We start from the raw sequence: 24,871 nt of genomic DNA, 5'->3' as shown, positions 1-24,871 counted from the left end.
GAATGAACATCGAGATAATCAGTGAGGAAGTGTTCGGGAACGATTCATACAGGACCCTTTTTGAAGATATAATGTCAGATGTCGGAAAGGCATTCCATGTTCAGAAGGCGCTGCTGATTTTGCAGCCAAGCATACCATTTTTCATATTCTCGATAAGACTCAAGACCGAGCCCGCAAACAAGACCATCTCGGATGTTGCGAACATAAGGGCAGAAGGAGACAGCATATTCATCACCATAACAGATGAAAGATATGCACCGGATATTGAACGGGAACTCTGGGCAAAATATGGGAAAGAGAACGTCGACCAACAGACCAGGTTCGACATATTCGTGAAGAATGCATCTGCAAACGAGATTGAGGACATAATAATAGCATCAGGCGAAGGATATCTCAAAGAGATGATAGGGGCCGTTTGGAGGACCATGCCAGAGGGCATCAAGGTCCGCCATACATACATTGATGGAACGGTCATAACGGTGGTGGCGACCGAAGAGATATTCACCCGGGAGATGCTGGCAGACGGTCTCGAGTATCACAAGAAAATGATGGAGGCGGGCGAAGATGTTTGAGGTCTTGATGTTCGACGGAGGCATCTACAGATCCGATGAGCTGTTAGAACTGATCGAGGATGTGGGAGGCGTGGTCATCCAGAAAACGAGAAGCTCTCAGCTTCTGAACCTTACAATGTCCATCCCCGAAGAGGACAAGGCCGCCATTGCGGAATTGTGCAAAGAGATAGGGGGGGAAATAAAGACCGTACCTCTTGCGGGCACGGAAATAGCCGTTGTCGGGCCGACGCTCGGACGCCATCACATGCCGCATCCGATCTGCGACATAGCCGAGAATCTCAGGAGGATGGGTGCGATAACGGTCGTAATGGGATTGGCGAGAGGGCGCGGAAAGCTGACATCCCAGATAAACCTCGAAGAGAAACTGATCATCGATGAGTACGATGCGGCGATATTCTCTCTCGGGAATTTCAAGACCTGCATCGAAGCGAAAACCGATCTGTTCAGCGATATCAGGGTACCGGTCGTTCTGGTGTGCGGACCGAAGCCGGAGGGCATTGACGACAAGTGCAGCGCGATCGTCTACGGCGTCGGAAGAAAAGTATCGAGAATGAGGACCGCTCCGGAAAGGGATAAACTCGATGATATAACTGATAGGGTGGCCAAGATCCTGGAAGAAAAAAAGAGGTTCTTGGACGAGGACCCGCTGTTCATACACCCGGCCGAGGTAAAGAAGCTTCTCGAGGAATACGAACCCGTGGATATGTGTCTCAGGCCGGCGCCGGTGGTCCTCCACCTGGACGGTCTCAGGGTCAAGATCGGTTATGAGGAACACCACAGGAACATCGAGGACATGGAGATATACGGCCGCAAAGTAGGCGAGATATGCAAAGTGACGCCTTCGAAGATCAATGACAGCAGCATAATAATCAAGGTCAAAACGAGATCCGAGGTCAGGCAGGAAGATCTCAAAAAAGCAGGCGCAAATGGTCCGTAAAGGAACATACATCCTGATATTCGATCTGCCTGAAATAAGGATAGAGGTGGGCGCTCTGGGTCTTATAGAACTGAGTGAAGGCTCATATTGTTACGTCGGCAGCGCGATGAACGGTCTAGACCAAAGGCTGGAGAGACACATGTCAAAAAAGAAGAAGGTCCGCTGGCACATTGACTATCTTTCAACAGTATGCAGTTGTATGGAGGCGTACGTGGTAAATGATAAAAGTATCCCCGAATGCGGGTTGTGCGCGGTCGTGCAGAAAAACGGCGGAAAAGGAATAGCCAGGGGGTTCGGCTGTTCCGACTGCAAATGTCAGACCCATCTCTTCGGATTGACCGGAGAGGCGAAGAGAAAACTCACTTCAGACCCGTGTTTCACCCTTTACATGCGATAAACCGCCAGCATCTATCGCGGTCGCCTGCACAATCATTATAATATATCAGACGCTACCCTTTTTTATTAGTAATCGCGCTTTTAGGCACGGAGGCAAGTCATGAATTCAGCGAAAGGGAACAAGTCAGAAGCGATCGCAAATGTTATCGATGCAATCGGTGCGGCGATCGGAGTGGAGAAAGTCGATGTCTGCGAAAAATGCGACTGCGCAGAGGCATGTGTCGCACCGAGCAGCACGGAAGATGTTTCCAAGATTGTCGCAATAGCAAGGAAAAACAACGTTAAGGTTGTTTCAAGCAACAACCCATCCTGGGCCATAGACGGAACGAAATGCGGCAATTCAGTAGTATTCGTTGACCTGTCCAATATCAACAGCATAATCAAGATAGACCCGGTCTCATTGACTGTAAGGGTGGGGGCCGGATGTAAGTTCGAGACCCTCGCCGGAGCATGTTCCGAAGCGGGGTTCACATTGGGATCATATCCCTTTGACTGGTCCTCTACAGTGGGAGCATGGGCTGTCACCAACGGGATTGGATACGGGGTGTACAAATACGGTAACTCCAGGGACAACGTCGTCAACATTAAGGCTGTGACGGAGAACGCGGCGACAATAGAAACAGCGTACGACAACATCGGATACTACATGTCGGGATACAATCTGACACAAATGTTCGCCGCCTCCGAGGGAACGCTCGGCATTGTCACAGAGGTAACTCTGAAGCTGGTTCCGAAAGGCGTGAACAGGCGTTTCTCTTTCAAGTTCGAATCACCGGAAAAGATGCAGGAAGCGATCAAGAAGATTGTTCAACACCCAAGCATAAAGCCCCGAAACATCATATGGTGCGCAAAGAATCTGACGATCGCTTTTGTACTGGACGGTTCAAAAGGCTCGGTAGACTTGGAAGAACAGTCAATAGATGCGATAATGGAGAAGATCCAAGCTTCAAAACTGGATAAGGCCGAAGCATGCAAGGTATGCAGAGTGGTATGCGGGCCGAAAGCCCCGAAGGCCGCCAAAGCGATAATTCCTCTGCACAACTGGAAATCGATGGTCGAAGCATGCGGCAACAAGGTATACGGGATAATCGCCGACCGCAGCACCGCCTATGTAATGTCACAGGATGAGAAAACCCTCATGGACAACGCCTCAAAGTTCGGAGGGAGGTCCGTCGTGTGCGAATCATTCAGGTGGACCCCGTCAAAGCCCGCAGAAGAAGAAAAGAAAAGTTTCAAGAGAGAGGTAACTGATGAAGTTCTCTCCGAAATTGCGGACATCGTCGGAAAGAACAACATGACCGTCAACGGAATGGACCTCCTGCTTTACAGCAAGGACCTTGCTCCGTTGCCGAAAGAGGCCGGTATGGCATTCAAGAACATCCCGGATGTGGTCGTAAGGCCGTCAACAGTAAGCCACATATCACAAATAGTAAAGATCGCACACAAAAAAGGCATACCCGTGGTACCCAGGGGCAACTCGTCATGGGGACTCGGAGGTTGCATGCCTGCCAACGCAGGAATTGTCCTCGATCTCGCATCAAAAATGAACAAAGTGATGGAGATAAACACCGAAGAAATGTATGTCAAGGTGGGTTCGGGATGCACCTGGAAAGAAGTGCTGGACAAATGCATGAAGAAAGGTTACATCATCGGTTCATACCCATCAAGTTTCCCATCTGCGACCATCGGAGCATGGATCGCAACAAATGGGATGGGAATAGGCTCCTATAAGTATGGGTCCGCAAAAGACAACGTACTGAACATGGAGGTCGTCCTATCGAACGGAGATATGCTGGAGACCGGAGACGACCACATGGGATCGTACGGTATCGGATACAACCTAAATCAAGCGTTCGCAGGTTCAGAGGGAACATTATGTGTCTTCGGGACAGTTACACTCAGGATCTATCCCATGGGAGTTATACACCCATTGGCGTACAGCTATCCGTCATTGGCAGATATGCACGGAACGATCGAAAAGATAGTTAACAATCCGTCTATAAAGCCGCTGCACATAGCTTTCTCGGACGAGCTTCATTTTGCCAACCAGAGGAAAGCAGGAATAAAAGCACCCGATGTGCAAAGCCTGCTGCTTCTCACACTGCAGGGCGACAAGGCCTTTGTAGATAGGGATCTGGCAGAGTTGGATTCAATAACAGCGGGATTCGGCGGCAAGAGGAATGTCGATGCAATTTCGGAGCATGAATGGGACGAGAGATGCTATGAGTTCAGGGCAAGGAAGATCGGTGTCGGAGAGATACCTGCTGAGATAATCGTTCCTACTTCGCAATTCGGCAAATTCACAAAAGAGTGCTACGAAGGCTTCAAGAAGATGAAGATGGAGGCGGGCGGAGTGATAGGTGTGGTCGTAGACCGCAACACTGTAATGTTCATGCCTTACTATTTCAAGGATGACGAGTCCCTGCTGGGAATGGCCGCCTTTGCATTCAACTTCTATCTGGGGGACAGAGCCGTTGAGTACGGCGGAAGGACCACAGGATTCGGAGTTTTCTTCGCTTGGAACCTGGATAACGTGCACGATGCGGCAACCGTCCAATACATGAGGGAAATGAAGACCTCGGCAGATCCGCGCGATATCATCAACCCCGGACATCTCGTATGCGGGAACACAAGATTCGGCATAAAAATGAGCAAGCAGCTGATGGGTATCGGAAGCGCAATGATGCAGATGATGAAGAAGCTTTTGCCCGCGGACACGACGTTTGCCGACAACAAGAAAAGGTTCAGGTACAACGAAGTGGAACACCGCAAGGATGCGGACAGGACCCACAAACTCGGCGACGGGACCCAGTAAACCACTTTCAGCGATCTCTTTTTTATTCTATCATATCGAGCAGCGAAGCCACCCCATCGATCAATTCGATATTCGGGTCGATAGCATTCCATCCCTCGCGGCGCAAGCCTCCTGTAAGCACACCGTAGAATCCCGCACCCGAATCCCTGGCTGTCAACCAGTCCATCTTACTGTCGCCGAGGAAAAGTATCTCTTCGGGTCTGACACCGACAAGATTCCCGAAATTGATCATTGCCTTAGGTGACGGTTTTGCTTCTTCTTCGGGATAATCATCTCTCGCAACGATCGCATCGAACAGGCCGATGACGTTGTTCATGCCGAGGATGCACTCTGCATATTCCCGCCCCCCTTTTGTGACAATGCCCGTCTTATAACCGCGCTCGCGCAACATTCCGACGGCTTCCGCGGCACCGTCGAACGGTCTGGATAAATAAGAGAATTCTTTTTCTATGGAGGTCCAACGTTTCGAAGCATGTTCGTAAACCTTGCATGCATCATCTTTTCTTCCGTTGTCATTGAGCCAATGGATCCCGCTCTCGATTTCTCCTTTTGTTCCGTCTGTTCTGATTATCGCCGATTCCGGCACACCCATGCAGATAAGTTCATCAAAAACGGCGTTGGCCAACTTTATGTAATCTATCTTTGTTTTCATGAACGTCCCATCCATGTCAAAGCCGACAGCCTTATATTTCGGATCCAAAGCCACGGTAATGGGATGGCAACAGTTTTTATTAAACTTAGGATGAGGAATAGTGTCAAGTCATGATAGTACTCCCTCTTCTGTTTCAGGCAGCATTCAACTAAGCGCTCTACCCGCCGGTCTCGGGCGGTCATCCCGACTGTATGAGTTTGCTCCGATGAGGTGTCGCCGTTTCACCATATCCTTGGGAATGTCACTGTCCGCAGATCATCCTTAACCAAGGCTGTGTCGTTTCTGGGCCCTTGCCAAAGCTCTCGCCTTACCGATCTCCCGGTTCATCTTGCCCTGTGGAGGAGGGAAGTTCCTCAGCTGGACTATGTCCTACCGTCGGCTGCCCTTCATCTCTTGACGGTATCTGTACGCACAGTGGGTATTTTTCATTAGTGGTCGGGAAGAGGAAAAGAGGTCTCTCAAAAAACACGGCCATGATCCGACAGTTCTGTAAATAGAACATATTAAACACGTTTAAAAACAAATTAAACATGTTTAACAAAATCTTTTTGCAGAAAAAATTAAATATATTTAAAACATGTTTAGTAATGGAATGCACGTTGAAGAAAAGAAAAAAGAAATAGTCATGAGGACTGCAAATCTCGTTTCTTCAACTGAAGGAAGGGAAATTACCACTCGCAGGATCGCCGAAAACGCCGGCATCAATCCTGCGATGGTAAACTATTACTTCGGTTCCAAAGGCAACCTCCTAAAATTGGTCATGTCGGCAATGACCCGGGATCACATCTCGGATGCTTCTCTCTCACCCGAGATATCCAGAAAAACATTATTCGATCAACTTGTGGGTATATGCGAGACTTCCATGCAGTATGCTAGGTTTGGGATAAGCAGAGATACAGAAACATTTTCAAGAGACGTTTTGGAATATTCACGTAAGATCGTTGAAATGAAAAAGCGGCTAAGCAGGAAGACCAATGATGTTGAGGATAAAATATCAATCTTCAGAACCCTATGCTTCCTGATGATGATTTCTGAGGACCCAGAGGGGTTTGCGTCTTATTCTGGGATAGATGTCCGCGATAAGAGTCAGCTCCGGGTACTTGTTTCAGAACAACTGGATATTCTGTTGGGGGAAGCTCTTTGAAAGATAATACTGTAAATTAGTAGGAAATATTTTACGCTTGAAGAATGATATACATTTGTGCTCATATCTGCCAAGGGACGTTATGCATTGAGATGTATGCTGGACATCTCGCTGAATGGTACAGAGGACAATGTGAAAATAAAAGATATCGCAGAACGGCAGGATATTCCTTTGAAATATCTGGAACAGATCGTTTCTACGCTAAACAAAGCAGGTTTTGTTAAAGGAAAAAAAGGACCAAATGGCGGATATCGTCTCTCAAGACCCCCCGAAGAGTACACAGTCGGGATGATAATAAAAGTCATTGAGGGGAACACAGCCCCCGTATCGTGTTTGGCAGACGACTGCGGCAGATCCGACAAATGTGTTTCGATGATATTATGGAAGAAACTCGACGATGCCGTTAATTCTGTTCTTGACGGAACCACACTCGCAGATATGATGGACTGGAGCTCAAGAGGCCAGCTCATCGAGATCGAAATTCCGGATTACTGAAACATCACCTGAGGAAAGGTTATCATTCGATATCGGCAACGATCTTTGCGTCGATATCAAAGATCCGAAAGGTCCTCTTTGATCATATCATCGGGATGTCATTGTCATGATCGTGACCGTGTTCGTGCTCATCTATATCGGAGACGGGCGGTTTCAGGCCCTCGATCTTAATTCCTTTTTTCTCTGCATAGTCCCAGAGTGCCGCATGTACGGCCTCTTCGGCAAGCAGGGAGCAGTGCACTTTGATGGGAGGAAGACCATCGAGCGCCTCCATCACACTTTTGTTTGTGAGTTTCAAAGCTTCATTAATGCTCTTGCCTTTTATGAGTTCTGTGGCCATGCTGCTTGTTGCCACAGCTGCACCGCACCCGAACGTTTTGAATTTCACATCTCTTATGATGTTGTTATCGTCAATGTTGAGGTATATCCTCATTATGTCCCCGCATTTTGCGTTGCCGACCGTTCCGACGCCGCTCGCGCCTTCTATCTCCCCGACATTCCTTGGATTTGTGAAGTGATCCATCACCTTTGCGCTATATTGCATTCTTATGCCTCCTTTCTTCTTACTGCGTCCTCATACAACGGGGACATTGCTCTCAGTTTTGATACGACCTCTTTCAGTACCCCTACTGTGTAATCAAGGTCTTTTTTCGTTGTGTCTTCCGACATGGTCAATCTTATCGAACCGTGTGCGATCTCATGGGGCAGCCCTATTGCCAGAAGTACGTGTGAAGGGTCAAGCGAGCCCGAAGCGCATGCAGACCCGGTGGATGCGGCAACACCCTTCATATCGACCATCATCAGCATCGATTCTCCCTCTATGAACCTGAAACTTATGTTCACGCTTCCCGGGAGCCTTTTGTCTCTGTCGCCGTTGAGCTTCGAGAACGGGATCTCTTTAAGGATCTTATCCATGAGGTAGTAGTTCATCTCTTTCAGCTTTGCACCGTTGGCTGCCATGTTCTTTTTTGCGATCTCCGCCGCTTTGCCGAACCCCACTATTCCGGGTACATTCATCGTCCCGGCTCTCCTGTTCCTTTCCTGAGCTCCGCCGTGAATGAAAGGGGTCAATTTTATGTTGTTCTTCATATAGAGCATCCCTACGCCTTTTGGACCGTGGAGCTTATGTGCGCTGGCGCTGAGAAGATCTATATTGTCTGCCTCCACATCGATCGGAATGTGTCCGTAAGCTTGAACCGCATCCGTATGGAAGAGTATGCCCTTCGAGCGTGCGAGGGCCCCGATCTCTCTGATAGGCTGTATCGTACCTATTTCGTTGTTTGCGTACATCACCGATATCAGGATGGTATCCTGGCGGATGGCCGCCTTGAGTTCATCCATTTTTATTATTCCTTTATCATCGACGCCGACGAAAGTGATCTCGAAACCGTCTCTTGCCAAGAACTCGCAGGTCTCAAAGATGGCATGATGCTCTATCGCTGACGTGATGATATGCTTTCCTTTGCTCTTTTTCATGTATGCGACGGATTTCAGGGCCCAGTTATCGGATTCTGTGCCTCCCGCCGTAAAGTATATCTCGTTCTCTTTTGCGTTGATAACGCTCGCCACTTTTTTTCTGGCTTCATCGCAGGCTGCGTTGCATGAAGCACCGAAAGAGTGGATGCTTGACGGGTTGCCGTATTTATCCGTCAGATAGGGCATCATTGCGTCAAGGACTTCGGGCAGCATTTTGGTCGTGGCGGCATTGTCAAGATAGACGAGTTCGGGCATTAATTTTCACCATCAGTTTCGTTCATATCGATTCCATACTATTTTGATATGAATTAGGTACGAAGTAGATTTTACAATATTTAATTGTTTGTTGAGTACTCCATGAATTGGGTTCAGATCGATCCGAGCGTCATCGCTTCAGCGTTCTCTTAAAATCGACGAGAATGAATATTTCATCGAACAACTCATCTGAACGGGGTTCGAAGGTCAGCGAGATGGTCTTCATCTTTTCCATCTGCGTTGAATTCTCTATTCTTTTCCTTAATTCATTAGATAATGGAAGGTTCAACGCATCGGCGCGTGAACTCGCCGGGAAGTAAAGGCTTACTTTGAAGAACCCACTCCAGACAGAAAGCCAAAAGGCCGTCATTTCTTTTTGTGTACCTCGGGCGGTCGTCCACTTGTATAATGCCTTTCCGAGCCACCCGCCGTCATTATAGTAGCGCCAATCGACCTGAATATCATGATGTTTCGCTTCCTCGATGAATTTATCGTATGCGGCACCGGCACTGCCGAGCCCCTCAGCAATGGTCTCACCCGTCGGTTCGTTGTTCTTATCGCGCAGTAGTTGCCGCTCTTCCATTCTATTGATCCCGGTTGGATATAGTATTGGATGATATTGTTTGGATATATTCCGGTAAAAAACAGGATGGGGTCGGGAGAGGGAATTGAACCCCCGTATGCGGATCTGCAGTCCGCCACATAGCCACTGTGTTATCCCGACACTGAACATCCCCACATATGACTGATTAATAAACGTTTCGTGTCCGTTGTCTGATGATGGACGGCAGGATTATAGGCAAAACGGAAGATACGGTCGTATGCACTGCAAGGACATTTCACTTCACGATGTAGACTTTCCTTTAACAAAGAATAATATTGTTAAAGAAGTGTCAAAATGGAAGGTCTATGTCCGGACAGAGTATTTTGTGTTGAAGAACGGGAATGAACTGGCTACCGTCAGGGTGGACAGAAGTGAACCGGAAGGCCTTTTCAGAAAGGTGACCGGCGTGGAGGTGATATCCCTGCCGAAAGATACTGTTTTTGTAAGGGATCCGAGTATAGATGTTCTTAATGTCCCCGCTGTTGCTTCTGTGCAGGAGAAATATCCGGGTAAGACCGTCGTGATAGAAGGGATGTTCTCGTACATGAGTTTTATATCCGGAATGAGGCCGCTTAAGCTGAGGGCGATAGATAACATACCTCCCGGACCATCCAGATTGCGCATTCTTGTAGACAAAGCATTATCTTCCGGAATGATAGAGCACCCGATAATACCCGAATTTGTGGATATGGATTTGGAAGACAAGATCAAATACGTCAAGACAGAAGCGGTGATGTTCCCGTGCAGAGTATCCGGTCTGAAAGCGGAGATGCCATACTATTTCCTGGATAGGGCTCCGGAGGTGAAGCATGATGTAACGCTCATCGGCTGCAGTTTATCCAACAGGATATATCAGGCGATCTATGACAGAGATGTTCCACTTATCAACGTATGTCCGGTCGATGCCGTCCCTAAAGACGGGACAAAAACGATAGTCAGATGCTGCACCGTAAAGAACGGCCATGAGATAGACGGGAACATCGCGAAAGTACCATGGGGAACGACAGTTCCGGAAGTGATCGACGCGATCAATGCTTTGTACGCTGATTCAGAATAATTCTCTTCCCCTCGCAAACGCTCTGTAGCCCTCTTCCGTTTTGCCTGTTTTACAGAGAAGCTCTCCGAGTGCGTACCATAGATCAGGATCGTCGGCATCCATCTCCAAGCGCCTTCTCAGGTGTTTGATCGCTTCTTCGGGTCTGCCCTGTGATTCCAATTCTCTGCTCACGGAAAGGCCGTTCGTTTCCTCATTGCGTATCTCGACCACGGTCTTTCTGGCCTTTTCCATCAAGACATCGAGAGAATTGTCGGTGAGCCAGGGATATCTCTGCTTCAGAATCTCTCTGAAAGCGGCAGCCTTTTCCTTATCGATCGTTGCACCGTCTCCTTTGAAGATATTTCTCGGAACGTTGACAGCAAGTTTGCCGTGGGTCACCTCGAAATAACCTTCCGGGGTCGAGATATTATCACCCGAGCTTCACAAGACGTCCGCATTCATCTCTCTTCGATACACCGAAGTCGCTCATCTTTGAGATCTGTTCCTTTGTGAAGACCGGACCGTCCTTGCATACACGCATATCATCCATCATGCAGCATCCGCAGACGCCGGCACCGCACTTCATGTATCTCTCCAATGACAGTTGGCAGTCGATGTTCAATTCAACGCACGCTTTGTAGAGATGATATTGCATTATCTCGGGGCCGCAGGCAATGACCATATCGTACTTGTTCTCCCGAACCTTTTCTTTCATCAGTTGTACGACATTCCCGCGGAACCCTTTGGTACCGTCATCTGTAGCAAGCCACAGATTCTTAGCGTATTTCCCCGCGACCTCATCCATGATGATATCCTTGGCGGATCTGGCACCGATTATCGTATCTGCACCGGTCTCTTTCACAACGGGTATGACTGCGGCGGTCCCCACTCCTCCGCCTATTATCAGCATATTCTTGCTTTTCTTCATATCGAAGCCTTTACCGTAAGGGCCTCTGATCCGGATAGGGTCTCCGAGACCCAATTCACACAATTTTTGAGTATCTTTTCCGATATTCTTTACCGTGATGCTTTTTATACGGCTCGTTTTGGAAAGGGACATGGGTATCTCTTCCATTCCGGGCTTCCAAACCATAATGAACTGTCCCGGGCTCACTTTATCATCCCACTGGAATTCGAACGTCTTTGTATCGTGGGAGTCGGTGATAATACTCATGATCTTTACTGTATCACTCATGGGCAACACCTACCATATCTGCGATGCTGTTGTAACCGAAATCCTTCATGAATCTTTCAAGTTCAGTGTTGATCGTATCGAATATCTCTATCCCTTTCATGCCGATAGCGCTTCCGATCTGGAATGCGCAGGCACCCGCCATAAGATACTGAGCGGCATCCTTCCAGTCCGATATCCCTCCGACCCCCACGATCGGGATATCGACAACCATTTTGATGTCGAATACAGCCCTGACGCCTATAGAACGTATGGCGGGACCGGAAAGCCCGCCGAACTTATTGCTCAGAATGGGTTTTCCCAATTGAGGGGAGATGATCATGGCCTTGACTGTATTAATGGCGACAATAGCGTCGCCGTTCGCTCCCTGAACAGCTAATGCCAGGTCTTTGATCATATGTGTGTTGGGAGTAAGTTTCGTCCAGACGGGTATCGATACCGATGACTTAACTGCCGAAACAATGGTCTTGATCACTTTTGGGTCAGTCCCCAACTCCATCCCGTAACCGGTCGCATGCGGGCACGACAGATTAAGCTCTACTGCCGCGGCGCCGTAATCTTCCATCTTACCCGCTAATATCGAGAACTGTTCCGGCGACGATCCGTATATCGAACCTATTATGTTCCCGGCTTTCGCCGCAATCTCCATCTCTTTCCCGAAAAGTTCTATCCCCGGATTGGGAAGGCCCATTGCATTGATGTACCCGCCCTTCACTTCAGAGAATGTCGGATTAGGGTGTCCTTTGTTCGGTTCCATCCCGATGGATTTTGTTACAACGGCACCCGCGCCCGATCTCAGCATCCTCACCATCGACGGGCCGGTCTCATCCATTATGCCGGATGCCACCATTCCCGGTCTTTCGAGCCTGAGTTTTCCCACAGAGGTCGTCAGCATTTTATCAGATAGGGATACACATAACCGATTATTAAATAATACTAAGTAATGGGCTGCAACATGAACATGTCCGCTGTCAGAAACGATTTTCCTACTATTCGTAAGGGAGGGGGAGTTTACCTGGACAGCGCATGTCAGTCGCTCAGGCCCGACCAGGTGATCAGAGCAGTAACCGAATATTATGAGAATTACCCTTCCTGCGGAGGAAGAAGCATTCACGGAATGTCGGCAAAGGTATCGCTTGTCACCGACGAGGCCAGAGAAAAGGCGGCCGGATTCTTCGGCACAGACGACCCTGAGTGTTATATCTTCACAAAAAACTGTACAGAGGGGATAAACACCGTTGCAAAAGGTTTCAGATTCAGAAAAGGCGATGCGGTTGTTACCACCGACACAGAACACAACTCCAACCATGCCCCATGGACAGTTTTGTCCGAAGAAATAGGGTTAAAGAGAAGGTATTCCAAAGCCCGGGACGATGGGGAGTTCGATATCGAGAGCTTCAAAAAGGTCATGGGGAAGGATGTAAAACTGGTATCTGTGCATCATGCGAGCAATGTCACAGGATGTGTAGTGCCGATCAAAGAAATAACGGAGATAGCTCACGATATCGGTGCAAAGGTCCTTGTGGACGGGTCTCAGGCAGCACCGCACATGAAGACAGACCTGAAGAGAATGGATGTGGATTATTATTCGCTCTCTGTGCATAAGATGCTGGGTCCTTCTGGAATGGGCATATTATACGGGAAAAGAGAATGCCTGGAATCTCTCAAACCGCTGACCACGGGGGGAGGCACGGTCGGCATGGCAACATATGAGCGTGTAACATCCGCGCCGATACCGGACAAATTCGAAGCGGGGCTGCAGAACTATTCCGGCATAGCCGGAACAAAAGCAGCTCTGGAATACCTAACATCGGTGGGAATGGACAAGATCCTTGAACATGACAGAGATATGATGAGATCCATATTCAAAAGGGTCGGCGAAATAGAAGGATTGAGCGTCATAGGGCCGAACGACCCGGACAGAAGATGCGGGGTCTTCTCTTTTAATGTCGAGGGTCTGTCGCCGCATGATGTGGCGATGATGCTGGATAAGATGGACAACATCATGATAAGGTCCGGCATGCACTGTACCCATCCATTCTTTGTATCAAAAGGCATCGAGGGCAGTGCCAGAGCTTCTGTGTATCTTTACAATAACGAGGAAGACATTGAAAGGTTCGCGGCTGCGTTGATAAATATCGCAGAAACATTCGGCGATAAGAAATAAAAAATACGAACCCATCCGCAGGGCATTCGTTATCTTCCTGCGGCGGTATTTTTTGTGTAATGTTTAATGGCACTCAAACAGTTGCATCTATGTCGTTGCTGCCCAAGTTTTTCGCTGCCGAAGGCTCATTTTTGGATATAGTCACAACATCCCCGTAGCCGATAACGATCTTGTCCATATTCTCTGCGATCATCGCATGATATGTTCTGTCTCCCAGAAGGACTGTGAGTTTGTGGCCTTCTATCTCGATCGAACAATCTGATGACGGCAATATCTCCCATCCCCTGATCGTCATTGTGTCAGCATTTGATGCCCAGAACTCATCTAATATGAACGAGATATGATCTGCGGTATCCTCCATCGAACTGTCGTAGCTTACATCATAGAATGACTGTATAGGCACCGCAATTGCGGCGAGGATCGCCACACCGCATACGATCAGCATAACCCTTGACAATGTGAACTCAATCAATCACGCTCACCTCCACGCCGTAGACGCCTCCAACTATCACGCACTCAATGGAAAGCGTTCTATTTCCCATGACATAGAGCGGGTCTCCCAGGAACTTCACCGAAGGTCTTTGGAGATAGTTCTTCTCTACGACCGTGTCGTCGTGCATTATCGAAATGCAGTATGAATCGGAACCTCCCCCTCCCAGCAACAGACACATTCCTCCGGATAGAGATATCGAGACCGTATCGGTACTTCCGGCGCCGGAATAGTATGTCCTCTTCACGGCATCCTCGATCTTTTCCGATTCAGCCCTTGCGGCAGATACGGCAGAGTCATCCTGCAGATCACCCATCATATTGAGGGCTACCGGCACGAAAACAGCTAAAATCAAAAAGGTCACGACCAGCCAGATAGGCAGGTCGATCACACCTTTTCTGTTTAATTTTATGAGATCACCGCCACCCTTGTGGAGTTGTTCTCACCATATTCCGACATCGATACGTTGACGGTAATGAAACCTATATCGGCGCCCCTCAGCGTCAGACATAACCCATCGAACTTTGCGTACCCCTTGCTGTCTGTGTTGGCATATGCGGTCTTTCCGTTCTTGTCGCTTACTCCGAGGCCTGAAAGCACGACCGTCGCACCGCTCAGAGGATTACCGTCCTGATCGGAGACGTATACTTCTATCATCCCGTCGGTAGTGCTGTTGCCGTCAAGTATTATGTCTCCCGAGACGACCTCGACCGAACCGATGCTCTTCGGAGAATCGATGTTCCCCATCCATCCGACGAGGATGGCGGTACCTATCGTCGCAATGATGATCATTATCATCAGCTGCAGCGGCAGCCCCTCGATACTCCCCTTCTTATTCTTGTTCAATTTCCTAATGAGACGTTCTGTTTTTCTCATGCTTCATTGATTGTCTGCATGAGTGTATATAATGAGTATAGTACAGTTATACTACGTTTTCATTTTTACAGGATGTTGAAAGCCATGATCGCCGATGCGATCCTCGCATCCCCGAGAGGGATCCCGAAATGTTTTCTGAGCATAATGTCGGTCGATGTCGCGGGATACATTATTACGGGGTCTTTCACCCCTTCGCTCTCGCCTACGCATTTTACCCTCAGAGGAAGCATGGCCATCACCATTTCATGTGATACCGCCCTGTTGGGGTATATCGCAAAATCATCGCAAAGCCAAATGATATCGGGATCGTCCTTCTTGTACTGGTGCATCTTGCAGGAAGGAACATCGTGCCCGATCCAATTACCGCAGCAATCTTCCATTACCATGACGTGGTCCGAAGGGGGCTCGAAGGAGCCGTAGCAGAAAATACAAATGGCCATCTCTTTTGTTTTGATCTCTTTCAGCGCCCTGTTATCTAAAGGCATTCCGAAGGTGCATTCTATGATGCTGCTTTCTTCTTCAATGACCTCTTCATAAAATTCCCCTTCTAACAGGAATGCCGAATTCACATTCTTGTCCGCGCAGATCTTTGAGAGGACCTCCTCTAAGCCCATATCCTCCCGTATACATTCTGTAATAATATTTTATTGTAATACAGAAAAAGGCCGTCCGGCCCGTAAGTTAAAAATCGCCGGCTTTGCCGGCATTGAAGTTTAAATGTCCCTGAAGCAGAATGAGAATTCCATCTTCTTTGCGCCGAAGTACTTTTTGACGTACTCCGCAGTCTTTTTCGCTGGGAATCCTTTGCATGAGAACACATCTATGAACGCTCTGTTCGTGTCCTCGGCAAAGTGTCCAGAGATCTGAGACGTCTCGATCAGCTGTACCAGGGAATACCCCTGCACTTTGGGCTCAGCTCCGAAGAATACGACTATCGGATCGCCGTACCTCTTCATTTTGATCTCGTCGGCAAGGTCGATAGCGAACTTAGTAATGTGCTCTTTGGACGAGACCTTAGCGTGATCGCATTCGCCGAGGTCGATGCATATGGCAAGCCCCCATTTCTTCTCTTTGTCATATCTTTTCATTATCTCCTCGTCCGAAGCGAGGTTGCCGTTCTTAGAACTCATTATTTCCATTGGAATCCACTCTGATTTCTATTTAAAGACTAAGTTCATTTTCAGTATTTTAAGTATTTGCCGCTACAAATTGACCGATATCCGACAAGAGACATAAGGGCAGGCAAACTGTCTCAAATGCGATTTTTGCTATTCTTTTTCGACATTCCATCTCCGGTCGCAAACCCTATTTATAGTAAACCGAGATACTGGTCTGATGCCCAAGGGAACACCAAAAGTGTATTACACGAGCATGCACACAGAATTAGAGGACAGTCTTTTGGACAAGTTCGGAAGATTGATCGATGCAGCCGGCATAAAAAGCATCAAAATGGATAAAAAGTTCGTCGCAATCAAGATGCACTTCGGCGAAATGGGAAATCTGGCCTTTTTGAGACCGAATTATTCAAAGGTCATTGCCGACAAGGTCTCGGAGAAAGGAGGGGTACCGTTCCTGACGGACTGCAGCACGCTGTATCCGGGGAAGAGGAAGAATGCGATAGAGCATCTCAACACGGCGAACTACAACGGTTTTAACACAATGTCCGCAGGCTGCCAGATAGTTATCGGGGACGGACTGAAAGGAACTAACGATGTTGAAATTCCGATCAACGGCGATTACGTGGAAACCGCAAAGATCGGCCGCGAGATATACGATGCGGACGTTCTGATAACGCTCAATCACTTCAAATGCCATGAACTCACGGGGTTCGGCGGCGCATTAAAGAACATAGGTATGGGCTGCGCATCAAAAAGAGGGAAGATGGAACTCCATACTTCCGGCAAGCCGAGCGTGGACCAGGAGGAATGCAGAGGCTGCAAAAAGTGCCTTCAGGCATGCGCTCATTCCGCAATAACAGTCAACAAAAAAGCATCGATCGACCACAACATCTGCGTCGGGTGCGGAAGATGCATCGGCATGTGCCCCTTTGACGCGATCAGCGCCAATATGGACGAGGCAATGGACATAATCTGCTGTAAGATAGTGGAATACTCCGCAGCACTCTTGAAGGACAGACCCAATTTCCATGTTTCGATAATAGCGGATGTCTCGCCCTTCTGCGATTGTCACAAAGAGAACGATCTTCCGATAATACCGAACGTCGGGATGCTGGCATCCTTCGATCCGGTAGCTTTGGATAAGGCATGCGTAGATCTCTCCCAGAAACAGCCAATGATAGTCGGAAGCAGGCTGTATGTCAATTCCAAAGGAAAGAGGCCGGCCGACATCTTCAGGTGTGTACATCCCAACACAAAATGGCAGTCAACGTTCGAACACGCTGAAAAAATGAAACTCGGTTCATCTGATTATGAGCTCATAGAGGTCAAGTGAGCCCATCATGAAGATTACAGCACTATTCAAAAAAGATACTTTCGCTGACGTAAAAAGTCAAAGCTCAAAAACGCCACAGGAACTGAAAAGGACTCTGTACAGATATCGCTGGGTCATATTCATCATACTTACCACAGCGTACTTCTTTGTCTATTTCCACAGGATCTCCGTCGGCACTGTCGGCAAGGAAATAGTGGCAGATGTCGGCGGTACAGTGGGACTACTGAGCACGACCTATTTTTGGGTATATGCGGCGATGCAGATACCAAGCGGACTGCTCGCAGATCATCTGGGTCCCAGGAAAGCAGCCTTCATATTCATGATGATCGCAACAGTGGGTTCATTCCTGACATTCTTAGGAACAGAATTCTGGATGATCTTATTGGGAAAAATTATGATCGCTGCCGGAATGGCGGTCATTTATATCCCATTGATGAAGATCATTTCTGTCTGGTTTGGAAAGAAGGATTTCCCACAACTCGCTGGTATAGTGGTCGCAGTAGGCAATGTGGGGGCGATAGCTGCAACGGCACCACTGGATATTCTTGCGGACGCAGTGGGTTGGAGAAATGTGTTCCTGCTCCTGGGACTGGTGACCTTGACAATAGCGTTGCTTTGTTATGCGTTCGTTAGGGACCACCCGCATAAAATGGGTCTTCCCGCCATCGAAGAGATAGAAAAAGAGGAGCAGGGAACACATACAACGGATGCAACAAATGCAAAGATCTCTGTGGTCAAAGGACTGATCACCGTTTTTATGAGCGGCAGGAAGTTCTGGACCATGGCAATGGCATACTTCTTTGTCTACGGATCGATAATGGTCTTTCAAAGCACATGGGCAACAATTTACTTCAACGAGGTGTACGATTTCGCTTTGGCGGCATCGTGGCTGATTCTTGCTTTGGGTATAGGAAAGATATTGAGCTCGGCGATAATAGGTATTTTGAATGGGAGAGGCATCGTTAAATCAAAACGTACAGCGATGTTCTGGGGAACTCTGTTGTTCGCAGCCACATGGGGAATAATATGGGGATTCGCAGGAGAAATGGACAACTACTGGTTCTGGATGGCCATATGTTTCGTTTTTGGGTTCTCCGGAGGATTCATGACATTGTCCTACACTCAGGTGAGGGAGTGGTATCCGACAGCGATATCAGGAACGTCGGTGTCTGCGTTGAATTTCTTCCTTTTCCTGGGAGCAGGAGTTTTCACACTGATTACCGATCCGATAATAAAGGCCTCTTACACACTGGGCAACTTCGCCTTGGTTTGGGGGATAATGTTCATTGCGACGGTCGTAGCGCTGATTATGATAGCGCTCTCTGTAGAAAAGAAAGATAGCGACCCCCTTGTTGGGACATAAGTTAGATTAATATAATGTAGGCTGATAATGGGTATCGATGGAAATTCTGGAAGAAATGATTTCCAAAGCTGAAGCGAACGATGTAAATTCCTGCTTCAAACTGGGGCAGAAATACGCAATCGGCGACGGCCTGGATGTTAACGAGGCGGAAGCATTCAGATGGTACATGAAGGCCGCATCATTAGGGCACACGGACTCGGAATTCATCATTGGAAAATGCTATGCCGAGGGTATTGCAGTCACAAAAGATGTCGACGAATCCATTATGTGGTTCTCGAAAGCCGCTCTGAAAGGCTACCATGAGGCAGTCAGAGAATTGAACATCATTTTCAAAGAAACAGATGTCCCCAGGGACAAAAAACTTTTTGAATACCATTCAAAGAAGGCCGGGGAAGGTTCTCCCAGCTCAATGTACATGCTTGGTGTGTTCTATGACCTCGGCATCGGCACCGATTGGAATGCGGAAAAGGCGTTCCAAATGTTCTCCTCTTCTGCGGAGAAAGGAAACATCGATGGGGAGTACTCGACCGCACTATGTATTCTCAAAGGCAACGGGATCGCCCGTGACAGAAACAAAGGTGCATCATTGCTGAAAATATGCGCAGACAAAGGCTCTGAAAGAGCAAAATGCGAGTATGCAAGATGCTATGAGCATGGGATAGGCGTTCCGAGGGATATGAAAGCGGCATTTGATATATATTCAAAGATGGCCGATGCGGGATCGCCAATGGGGCAATATCATTTGGGAAGATGCTACATGGACGGCATCGCCGTCGAAAAAGACCCGATCTTCTCGAACAGTTGGTTCACAGTGGCGGCAAAGAACGGCTCTATTGACGGAGAATTCGGGCTTGCCAGATGTTATATGGGCGGGATAGGTGTCGATAAGAACAGGGACGAAGGCCTGAAAAGACTGAAAGACGCCGCAGAGAAAGGGCAGACAGATGCCATGATCATGCTCGGCAACCTCTACGCAAAAGGAGGCCAGGTCGCAAAGAGCGATACCGCTTCGGCGGAATGGTTCAGAAAAGCGGCAGATATGGGCGACCCGTATGCAGAGTATACGACAGGCATGAACTATACCGACGGAATAGGGGTAAGGAAGAATCCGAAGAAAGCAGCGTATTACTTTGAAAGGTCCGCTAATCACGGGAACACCACCGCATGCCACATGATAGGCAGTGCCTATATGTCCGGGAATGGGGTGGAAAAGAACGAGAAAAAAGGATTCGACTGGTGTTCCAGATCTGCGGATGACGGGTATCTAAAATCACAATTCATAATAGCGGAATGCTACGCCAAGGGCAGAGGGGTGAAAAAGGATCCTCAAAAGGCGTTCGAGCTTCATTCATTCCTGGGAGAGAAAGGTTACGGTAAATCCCAGCTCTATGTAGGTTCTTATTATTTTGATAACAGAGAAGTTAAAGGAAACGATAAGAAGGCCATTGAATGGTTCACAAAAGGCGCAGAGAACTCCAACCCGATATGCCAGTACTATTTGGGATACTGTTATGCGAACGGCATCGGCGTGAAAGCCGATGAGAAGAAAGCACTCCTCTGGTATACTCGTGCCGCAGAAAAGGGGCACACAGTGTCAAAGAATATCGTCGAAGAGTACACAGGCAACGCTGTGGTCGTAAAAGGAGAAGCGTCACCATTCGAATCATACAAATATGCGGCAGAGAACAACGATCCAGAAGCGATGTTCATTCTTGCAAGATATTATGAAGAAGGCATCGGTGTTGAGAAAGATATCAACGAGGCGAAAAAGTGGTATAATAAGGCCGCATCGCTTGGACACTTCGGTGCGAAGAAAGCAATGCTCCGTTTCAGGAACAAGGAACGCCTGGACAAGGTCTGAGATCCATATGTTTATTTGATGATCTCAAAGTAAACAACAACGATCATTACCAATACGATCGCGAACGCTATTGCGGGAAAAGCATTCATCAATCTCGATCCCGTTGTTTTTTTGAAGGTGTCTGCCATGAGCACTTGAATGGTCATTAAGGTATAAAGCTGTGTGTAAAAAAAGACGTCCGAACACCTCTAATGAAAAACCGATCGATTGTGTGCATTATACAAACGATAAACTACCATGGCAGGATGACCTCTTTTCTTAAATGAGCACCATAAAATGAAAGTTAAATGTTGGATGGATTCGCATCCATCCCGGATACCGGGTAAGATGTCCGATCCGAAGATCATTTTTTTTTCAAATACGAAGTGCGGACATTTGAAAAGTTGTAAAAAAAATAGCAGTATTCTGAGACCTCTTATAGGAATAATATAGTAAAAATATAACTCATAGAAAGGGTCTTTTTTTAAATAAATTTGTATTATAATTTAAAGGTTCTTGCTGACTGTATACGTTGTATTTTTATATATGAACATAAATTGATGAAAAATTGTAAGATAGTTTTATATACATTATAAGCAGATATTTTTTCGGCAAGGTTTGTATGATGAGTCCCAAATCCGAATAGGCATTGTTGCAGGTTTCGATGAGAGGCTCTATTGTCTTTCCTTGACAGCCTAAATCCGAAACCCGAGCGACAAACAACGTTTATGGATCAGGATTTGGCAAAGTGGTGATTAGATGAGTGGAAAAGAAAAAATAATAGCAGACCTCAAAAAGGCCGTCGAAACGTGGGATTTTAAACTTGCTGAGAGTGCCACAAAAGCGGCAATCGAGGCCAAGATCGATCCCAAAGTGATAGTACAGGACGGTCTTGGAAAAGGAATGGAAACGATCGGTGAGCGTTTCGACAAAGCAGAGATCTATCTCCCGCAGGTAGTTGCGGCTTCGAAAGCAATGGAAAAGGGGCTTGCAATACTCGCACCGCTCATGACCGCCGGTAACAATGTGATGAAGGGTACCATAATAATGGGGACCGTTCAGGGGGATATCCACGAGATTGGCAAAAACGTTTGTTGCGCAATGCTCCGTGGGGCCGGTTACAAGGTCTATGATCTGGGACCCGATGTATCGCCGGAGGCGTTCATGGAAGCAGGCGCAGAACACGGTGCACAGGTGCTCGGCGGTTCGGCGCTTATGACAACGACCATGATTGTACAGGGCGAAATGGTCAAAGCGGTGAAAGAAGCAAAAGCGGCTTTCAAGGTGATCATCGGTGGCGCACCGGTTACACAAAAGTGGTGCGACGAGATAAAAGCCGACGGATACTCTGAGAACGGTGCCGAGATCGTTGAGCTCGTGAACAAACTAATGGCAAAAATGAAGGGGTGAATGAAAATGGCAGCAGAAAGACCGCTTAACATATGCGACGTGTATGATAGGTTCATCGCCGGAAAGAAAGTCTCCGAAGAAGAGTGGGACTATTCGACAATTCCGAACAACGCGACAAAACTTAAAGAAAAATACAAGCTGAACTTCGGCAAGAAGATCATACCGGAAGACAAAACAACGATGAACAACTTGTTCAACGCCGGTTTGGAAATGCTGGTTCAGACCGGATTCTACAACCAGGACCTCAAGAGGGTATTGAAAATTACCGAAGAGGAAGTATGGGAAGGAATAAAAAAGACCCCCAAACAATTGATACTCGGAGAGGGAAGAGACTGCGCGCGCTTCTACCCCCGCAGAGGTAACAGTCCAGTTAAGCCGATAATCCAGGGAGGACCCACAGGTGCCCCGGTTACGGAAACGATATTTGTTCAAGTCATGCAGAGTTATGCACAGGAGTCGGTCGTCGACACACTCGTCAACGGTGTTATGTCAACGATCGAGGGACACCCTGCGCTAACGAACACCCCCTATGAGATACGCGCCATGATGGCAGAGATCAGGGGAGTGGATGAGGCGAGGACAAGGGCAGGCAGGCCATATATGGCTATGTAGGGACCGGAGACGCCGCTGTCCGCAGCTGGACGTCTCGCCTCTGACATGAGATACACGGGAATGAGACCGTGCGACTCACACGAATGCTCGCAGTTGAACGAATTGAAAGTGGACATGGCCGCACTGAACATGCTCGCAGGATGGACCGCCAACGGTAACACCATCATGATCGAGCAGATGCCGATTTTCGGAGGATATTGCGGCGGTATCGAAGAGACAGCGATCTGCGACGTTGCAACAACACTCGCATCCTTCGCTCTGTTCTCGGGGAACTACCACCTCGACGGACCTATCCACATAAGGTGGGGAATAACCACGGCAAGGGAGACCTTGCAGATAGCCGCGCACGCGGCGGCAGCGATCGATGCAAACACCGACCTGCTTCTGGCAAACCAGTACTATCCGATCGCAGGACCCTGCACAGAGATGTGTCTCCTCGAGACGGCCGCACAGGCAATTGCCGACACGGGATCAGGAAGAGAGCTTCTCTCCGGTTCCGCTGCCGCAAAGGGTGTGGCAATGGATAAGACAACAGGTATGGAAGCCAGGATCATGGGAGAGGCTGCAATAGCCACTGCCGGCATGAAGATACCCGATGTCAATGCGGTTCTTGAGAAGCTTGTCTCAGGCTACGAGAAGAACTACACCAAAGCGCCTCCCGGAAAGACATTCAGCGAGTGTTATGACGTATTAACCGTCAAGCCGACCGCCGAATACCTGAAGGTATACGCAGGTGCAGTCAAGAAGCTGAGGGAAGCCGGTCTGGACATAAAGCACTGAGTATCCCCTTACCCAAACCTTTTATTTTCCTTTATTAGAGAAAAGGGGTGAAAAGATGAAAATGTATGTAAAGACTGTGGTGGCTCTGGCGGCCTTCCTGATGGTAGCAGTCATTTCTTTTGTACTGTTCTTATCCGGCGATTCTTCTGCTTCGTCGGGTTATACTACCACCGGCGATACCGGCCTGGAGAACTTCAAGTTTGTAAAGAATATAATGATCTGGTTCATGTTGATGCTGGTCGCATTCTTGATGCTCTTCATTAAGAAATATGAGTGGGGAGTCGCACTTGCGGTGCTTCTGTCCGCAGCCGGCAGCTTTGTTGTCTACTTGGCAATAAAGCAGTTCCTGTTCGGAGTGTCCATAGAGGAAGCTTGGAATCAGGATCTGATGCTGATGGGCGTGATATGCGCGATCACTGTGGTCATTGCGATAGGATGCTTCCTCGGAAAACTGAAGATGTGGCAATACTTCGTTGCAGGTATTTTGTTCGCACCGGTGTTCCTGATAGTTGAATGGTTCCTGTTCGGCATAGGCCTGGAACACGAAGGCTTGCTCCACATGGTTTTCGGATTCAATGCTTCGGATGCCGGAGGATCGATGCTGGTCCACATGTGTGCGGCATACTTCGGCCTTGGTGTAGCAATAGCACTGAGAGAAAAGAGAGCGTTCAACGAACCCATGTATACGACGACGCACAGCGTATCGTTCGTATGGCTGGCATCAATGCTGCTGTGGGTCCTCTGGCCGTCTTTCGTTACCGCACTGCTGCCCGCAGACCAGGTGTTCTGGGGAATGATGGTGTGCTACCTTGCCGGAATCGGATCGATAATAAGCGCATGGATAGTGTGCACCGCGATACAGAAGAAGGTCAACCCGCTGATATACACATATGCGATGCTTGCCGGTCCGGTCGCGATCGGTGCGCCTTTGCTGATGATCGGTCCGTGGGCGGCACTCGTAATCGGTCTGATCGCAGGAGTGATCTCGGCACTGAGTTTCATATACCTGCATCCGAGGCTTACAAAGGCGATCGGCGCGTTGGATGTCATGGGCGTACACAACCTGCACGGAGTGGCAGGATGGTTCGGTGCGATCGTGGCAGTAATAGCAATACCGCTGTACGGAATCGATGGTGCTGACTCTCTGACGAATCTCGTCGGTGCGATAGGCGTATTCGCCATTTCGATAGCACTTGGTATCGTGATAGGGTTCGTACTCAAGCTCACCCGCGGAAAGTTCCCCGATGAGCACATGTTCAGCGATGATGCCGACTTTATCAAGAGCGAAAAACCAGCCGAATAAAAAAT

General features: G+C 48.2%; 25 protein-coding genes, 1 tRNA gene, 1 other RNA gene and 1 pseudogene. 14 read left to right on the top strand and 14 right to left on the bottom strand.

Annotated elements, in window-relative coordinates; all coding sequences use genetic code 11:
• Nucleotides 1-2 precede the first annotated feature (2 nt).
• The 4 genes from Mpt1_RS02975 (at nt 3) to Mpt1_RS02960 (ending at nt 4,720) form a co-directional block, all read left to right on the top strand.
• Entirely contained in the window at nt 3-572 is a 570-nt protein-coding gene (locus tag Mpt1_RS02975; RefSeq protein WP_048112001.1) for a methanogenesis marker 17 protein, read from the top strand.
• Nucleotides 565-1,509 carry a methyl-coenzyme M reductase family protein gene (locus Mpt1_RS02970; RefSeq protein ID WP_048111999.1) on the top strand — a complete coding sequence of 315 codons (945 nt, stop codon included), beginning with the start codon at nt 565-567 and terminating at the stop codon, nt 1,507-1,509. Before Mpt1_RS02975 ends, Mpt1_RS02970 begins: the two co-directional genes overlap by 8 nt.
• Nucleotides 1,499-1,906: a GIY-YIG nuclease family protein gene (locus Mpt1_RS02965; protein WP_048111997.1), complete on the top strand. Its 408-nt coding sequence runs from the start codon at nt 1,499-1,501 to the stop codon at nt 1,904-1,906. The genes Mpt1_RS02970 and Mpt1_RS02965 overlap by 11 nt, the downstream gene beginning before the upstream one ends.
• A gap of 99 nt (nt 1,907-2,005) precedes the next feature.
• Nucleotides 2,006-4,720 carry an FAD-binding protein gene (locus Mpt1_RS02960; protein WP_048111995.1) on the top strand — a complete coding sequence of 905 codons (2,715 nt, stop codon included), beginning with the start codon at nt 2,006-2,008 and terminating at the stop codon, nt 4,718-4,720.
• 22 nt (nt 4,721-4,742) lie between these two features.
• Here the strand turns inward: Mpt1_RS02960 and Mpt1_RS02955 are convergent, their stop codons facing one another.
• Both Mpt1_RS02955 and rnpB read right to left on the bottom strand, forming a co-directional pair.
• A complete protein-coding gene (locus tag Mpt1_RS02955; protein WP_052399261.1) occupies nt 4,743-5,426 on the bottom strand; it encodes an HAD family hydrolase in 684 nt (227 codons plus the stop codon).
• A 51-nt stretch (nt 5,427-5,477) separates the two neighbouring features.
• Nucleotides 5,478-5,767, bottom strand: an RNA gene (gene rnpB / locus Mpt1_RS07440) — RNase P RNA component.
• A gap of 197 nt (nt 5,768-5,964) precedes the next feature.
• On the opposite strand from rnpB, the gene Mpt1_RS02945 reads away from it, so the two are divergent.
• Entirely contained in the window at nt 5,965-6,516 is a 552-nt protein-coding gene (locus Mpt1_RS02945; RefSeq protein WP_048111987.1) for a TetR/AcrR family transcriptional regulator, read from the top strand.
• Nucleotides 6,517-6,573: 57 nt separating this feature from the next.
• Nucleotides 6,574-7,011 (top strand): RrF2 family transcriptional regulator, encoded by a 438-nt coding sequence (locus Mpt1_RS02940; protein ID WP_048111985.1) that lies wholly within the window; start codon nt 6,574-6,576, stop codon nt 7,009-7,011.
• Nucleotides 7,012-7,093: 82 nt separating this feature from the next.
• Here the strand turns inward: Mpt1_RS02940 and nifU are convergent, their stop codons facing one another.
• From nifU to Mpt1_RS02920, 4 genes are all read right to left on the bottom strand, one after another.
• On the bottom strand, nt 7,094-7,555 hold the full coding sequence (gene nifU / locus Mpt1_RS02935; protein WP_048111975.1) for a Fe-S cluster assembly scaffold protein NifU: 462 nt from the start codon (nt 7,553-7,555) through the stop codon (nt 7,094-7,096).
• A gap of 2 nt (nt 7,556-7,557) precedes the next feature.
• Nucleotides 7,558-8,742 (bottom strand): cysteine desulfurase NifS, encoded by a 1,185-nt coding sequence (gene nifS, locus Mpt1_RS02930; protein WP_048111962.1) that lies wholly within the window; start codon nt 8,740-8,742, stop codon nt 7,558-7,560.
• Nucleotides 8,743-8,872: 130 nt separating this feature from the next.
• Complete coding sequence (locus Mpt1_RS02925; protein WP_048111959.1) at nt 8,873-9,325, bottom strand: DUF3788 family protein; 453 nt, start codon at nt 9,323-9,325, stop codon at nt 8,873-8,875.
• Nucleotides 9,326-9,392: 67 nt separating this feature from the next.
• Nucleotides 9,393-9,466 (bottom strand) — tRNA-Cys (locus Mpt1_RS02920).
• A gap of 97 nt (nt 9,467-9,563) precedes the next feature.
• Here Mpt1_RS02920 and Mpt1_RS02915 point away from each other — a divergent pair.
• The gene (locus Mpt1_RS02915) at nt 9,564-10,403 is read left to right on the top strand and encodes a DUF7714 family protein (protein ID WP_048111956.1); all 840 of its coding nucleotides are present in this window, start codon (nt 9,564-9,566) and stop codon (nt 10,401-10,403) included.
• Here the strand turns inward: Mpt1_RS02915 and Mpt1_RS02910 are convergent.
• The 3 genes from Mpt1_RS02910 to Mpt1_RS02900 are packed head-to-tail and all read right to left on the bottom strand — an operon-like array spanning nt 10,395 to nt 12,469.
• Entirely contained in the window at nt 10,395-10,781 is a 387-nt protein-coding gene (locus Mpt1_RS02910; RefSeq protein WP_238603145.1) for a tetratricopeptide repeat protein, read from the bottom strand. The genes Mpt1_RS02915 and Mpt1_RS02910 overlap by 9 nt on opposite strands.
• Before the next feature lie 31 nt (nt 10,782-10,812).
• Entirely contained in the window at nt 10,813-11,577 is a 765-nt protein-coding gene (locus tag Mpt1_RS02905) for a dihydroorotate dehydrogenase electron transfer subunit (RefSeq protein WP_048111938.1), read from the bottom strand.
• On the bottom strand, nt 11,570-12,469 hold the full coding sequence (locus tag Mpt1_RS02900; RefSeq protein ID WP_048111931.1) for a dihydroorotate dehydrogenase: 900 nt from the start codon (nt 12,467-12,469) through the stop codon (nt 11,570-11,572). The genes Mpt1_RS02905 and Mpt1_RS02900 overlap by 8 nt, the downstream gene beginning before the upstream one ends.
• Nucleotides 12,470-12,529: 60 nt before the next feature.
• On the opposite strand from Mpt1_RS02900, the gene Mpt1_RS02895 reads away from it, so the two are divergent.
• Nucleotides 12,530-13,741, top strand: coding sequence for an aminotransferase class V-fold PLP-dependent enzyme (locus tag Mpt1_RS02895; protein ID WP_048113740.1), 1,212 nt, complete (start codon nt 12,530-12,532; stop codon nt 13,739-13,741).
• Between the two features lie 73 nt (nt 13,742-13,814).
• On the opposite strand, the gene Mpt1_RS02890 is transcribed toward Mpt1_RS02895, so the two are convergent.
• The 5 genes from Mpt1_RS02890 to Mpt1_RS02870 form a co-directional block, all read right to left on the bottom strand.
• The gene (locus Mpt1_RS02890; protein WP_148305812.1) at nt 13,815-14,213 is read right to left on the bottom strand and encodes a hypothetical protein; all 399 of its coding nucleotides are present in this window, start codon (nt 14,211-14,213) and stop codon (nt 13,815-13,817) included.
• On the bottom strand, nt 14,206-14,622 hold the full coding sequence (locus tag Mpt1_RS02885) for a hypothetical protein (protein WP_148305811.1): 417 nt from the start codon (nt 14,620-14,622) through the stop codon (nt 14,206-14,208). The genes Mpt1_RS02890 and Mpt1_RS02885 overlap by 8 nt, the downstream gene beginning before the upstream one ends.
• Nucleotides 14,623-14,639: 17 nt before the next feature.
• Nucleotides 14,640-15,107 carry an Ig-like domain-containing protein gene (locus Mpt1_RS02880; protein ID WP_048111925.1) on the bottom strand — a complete coding sequence of 156 codons (468 nt, stop codon included), beginning with the start codon at nt 15,105-15,107 and terminating at the stop codon, nt 14,640-14,642.
• 65 nt (nt 15,108-15,172) lie between these two features.
• On the bottom strand, nt 15,173-15,721 hold the full coding sequence (locus tag Mpt1_RS02875; protein WP_048111921.1) for a hypothetical protein: 549 nt from the start codon (nt 15,719-15,721) through the stop codon (nt 15,173-15,175).
• A gap of 99 nt (nt 15,722-15,820) precedes the next feature.
• Nucleotides 15,821-16,237 (bottom strand): S-adenosylmethionine decarboxylase family protein, encoded by a 417-nt coding sequence (locus Mpt1_RS02870; RefSeq protein WP_048113739.1) that lies wholly within the window; start codon nt 16,235-16,237, stop codon nt 15,821-15,823.
• Between the two features lie 205 nt (nt 16,238-16,442).
• Between Mpt1_RS02870 and Mpt1_RS02865 the strand changes: the two genes are divergently transcribed.
• The 6 genes and pseudogenes from Mpt1_RS02865 to Mpt1_RS02835 all read left to right on the top strand — a co-directional run bounded on the left by Mpt1_RS02865 (nt 16,443) and on the right by Mpt1_RS02835 (nt 24,866).
• Complete coding sequence (locus Mpt1_RS02865; RefSeq protein ID WP_048111919.1) at nt 16,443-17,558, top strand: DUF362 domain-containing protein; 1,116 nt, start codon at nt 16,443-16,445, stop codon at nt 17,556-17,558.
• A gap of 7 nt (nt 17,559-17,565) precedes the next feature.
• Nucleotides 17,566-18,921 (top strand): MFS transporter, encoded by a 1,356-nt coding sequence (locus Mpt1_RS02860; RefSeq protein WP_052399260.1) that lies wholly within the window; start codon nt 17,566-17,568, stop codon nt 18,919-18,921.
• 37 nt (nt 18,922-18,958) lie between these two features.
• Nucleotides 18,959-20,782: an SEL1-like repeat protein gene (locus Mpt1_RS02855; RefSeq protein WP_052399259.1), complete on the top strand. Its 1,824-nt coding sequence runs from the start codon at nt 18,959-18,961 to the stop codon at nt 20,780-20,782.
• A gap of 738 nt (nt 20,783-21,520) precedes the next feature.
• A complete protein-coding gene (locus Mpt1_RS02850) occupies nt 21,521-22,171 on the top strand; it encodes a cobalamin B12-binding domain-containing protein (protein ID WP_048111918.1) in 651 nt (216 codons plus the stop codon).
• 6 nt (nt 22,172-22,177) lie between these two features.
• A pseudogene (locus tag Mpt1_RS07435) lies at nt 22,178-23,563 on the top strand (monomethylamine:corrinoid methyltransferase).
• 55 nt (nt 23,564-23,618) lie between these two features.
• Nucleotides 23,619-24,866, top strand: a complete 1,248-nt coding sequence (locus tag Mpt1_RS02835; protein WP_052399258.1) for an ammonium transporter — start codon at nt 23,619-23,621, stop codon at nt 24,864-24,866.
• The last annotated feature ends 5 nt before the right edge of the window (nt 24,867-24,871 follow it).

Origin of the sequence: Candidatus Methanoplasma termitum (genome assembly GCF_000800805.1) — an archaeon.
GTDB classification, from domain to species: domain Archaea; phylum Thermoplasmatota; class Thermoplasmata; order Methanomassiliicoccales; family Methanomethylophilaceae; genus Methanoplasma; species Methanoplasma termitum.
Note: the sequence above shows the minus strand (reverse complement) of the source record. Positions and strands in the feature narration are given on the sequence as shown.

Excerpts from the sequence above, each read along its gene's own strand:
- Mpt1_RS02975 (WP_048112001.1), top strand. The coding sequence starts at position 3 with ATGAACATCGAGATAATCAGTGAGGAAGTGTTCGGGAACGATTCATAC.
- Mpt1_RS02970 (WP_048111999.1), top strand. The coding sequence starts at position 565 with ATGTTTGAGGTCTTGATGTTCGACGGAGGCATCTACAGATCCGATGAG.
- Mpt1_RS02965 (WP_048111997.1), top strand. The coding sequence starts at position 1,499 with ATGGTCCGTAAAGGAACATACATCCTGATATTCGATCTGCCTGAAATA.
- Mpt1_RS02960 (WP_048111995.1), top strand. The coding sequence starts at position 2,006 with ATGAATTCAGCGAAAGGGAACAAGTCAGAAGCGATCGCAAATGTTATC.
- Mpt1_RS02945 (WP_048111987.1), top strand. The coding sequence starts at position 5,965 with ATGCACGTTGAAGAAAAGAAAAAAGAAATAGTCATGAGGACTGCAAAT.
- nifU (WP_048111975.1), bottom strand. The coding sequence starts at position 7,555 with ATGCAATATAGCGCAAAGGTGATGGATCACTTCACAAATCCAAGGAAT.
- nifS (WP_048111962.1), bottom strand. The coding sequence starts at position 8,742 with ATGCCCGAACTCGTCTATCTTGACAATGCCGCCACGACCAAAATGCTG.
- Mpt1_RS02925 (WP_048111959.1), bottom strand. The coding sequence starts at position 9,325 with ATGGAAGAGCGGCAACTACTGCGCGATAAGAACAACGAACCGACGGGT.
- Mpt1_RS02915 (WP_048111956.1), top strand. The coding sequence starts at position 9,564 with ATGCACTGCAAGGACATTTCACTTCACGATGTAGACTTTCCTTTAACA.
- Mpt1_RS02905 (WP_048111938.1), bottom strand. The coding sequence starts at position 11,577 with ATGAGTGATACAGTAAAGATCATGAGTATTATCACCGACTCCCACGAT.
- Mpt1_RS02900 (WP_048111931.1), bottom strand. The coding sequence starts at position 12,469 with ATGCTGACGACCTCTGTGGGAAAACTCAGGCTCGAAAGACCGGGAATG.
- Mpt1_RS02895 (WP_048113740.1), top strand. The coding sequence starts at position 12,530 with ATGAACATGTCCGCTGTCAGAAACGATTTTCCTACTATTCGTAAGGGA.
- Mpt1_RS02880 (WP_048111925.1), bottom strand. The coding sequence starts at position 15,107 with ATGAGAAAAACAGAACGTCTCATTAGGAAATTGAACAAGAATAAGAAG.
- Mpt1_RS02875 (WP_048111921.1), bottom strand. The coding sequence starts at position 15,721 with ATGGGCTTAGAGGAGGTCCTCTCAAAGATCTGCGCGGACAAGAATGTG.
- Mpt1_RS02870 (WP_048113739.1), bottom strand. The coding sequence starts at position 16,237 with ATGAGTTCTAAGAACGGCAACCTCGCTTCGGACGAGGAGATAATGAAA.
- Mpt1_RS02865 (WP_048111919.1), top strand. The coding sequence starts at position 16,443 with ATGCCCAAGGGAACACCAAAAGTGTATTACACGAGCATGCACACAGAA.
- Mpt1_RS02860 (WP_052399260.1), top strand. The coding sequence starts at position 17,566 with ATGAAGATTACAGCACTATTCAAAAAAGATACTTTCGCTGACGTAAAA.
- Mpt1_RS02855 (WP_052399259.1), top strand. The coding sequence starts at position 18,959 with ATGGAAATTCTGGAAGAAATGATTTCCAAAGCTGAAGCGAACGATGTA.
- Mpt1_RS02850 (WP_048111918.1), top strand. The coding sequence starts at position 21,521 with ATGAGTGGAAAAGAAAAAATAATAGCAGACCTCAAAAAGGCCGTCGAA.
- Mpt1_RS02835 (WP_052399258.1), top strand. The coding sequence starts at position 23,619 with ATGAAAATGTATGTAAAGACTGTGGTGGCTCTGGCGGCCTTCCTGATG.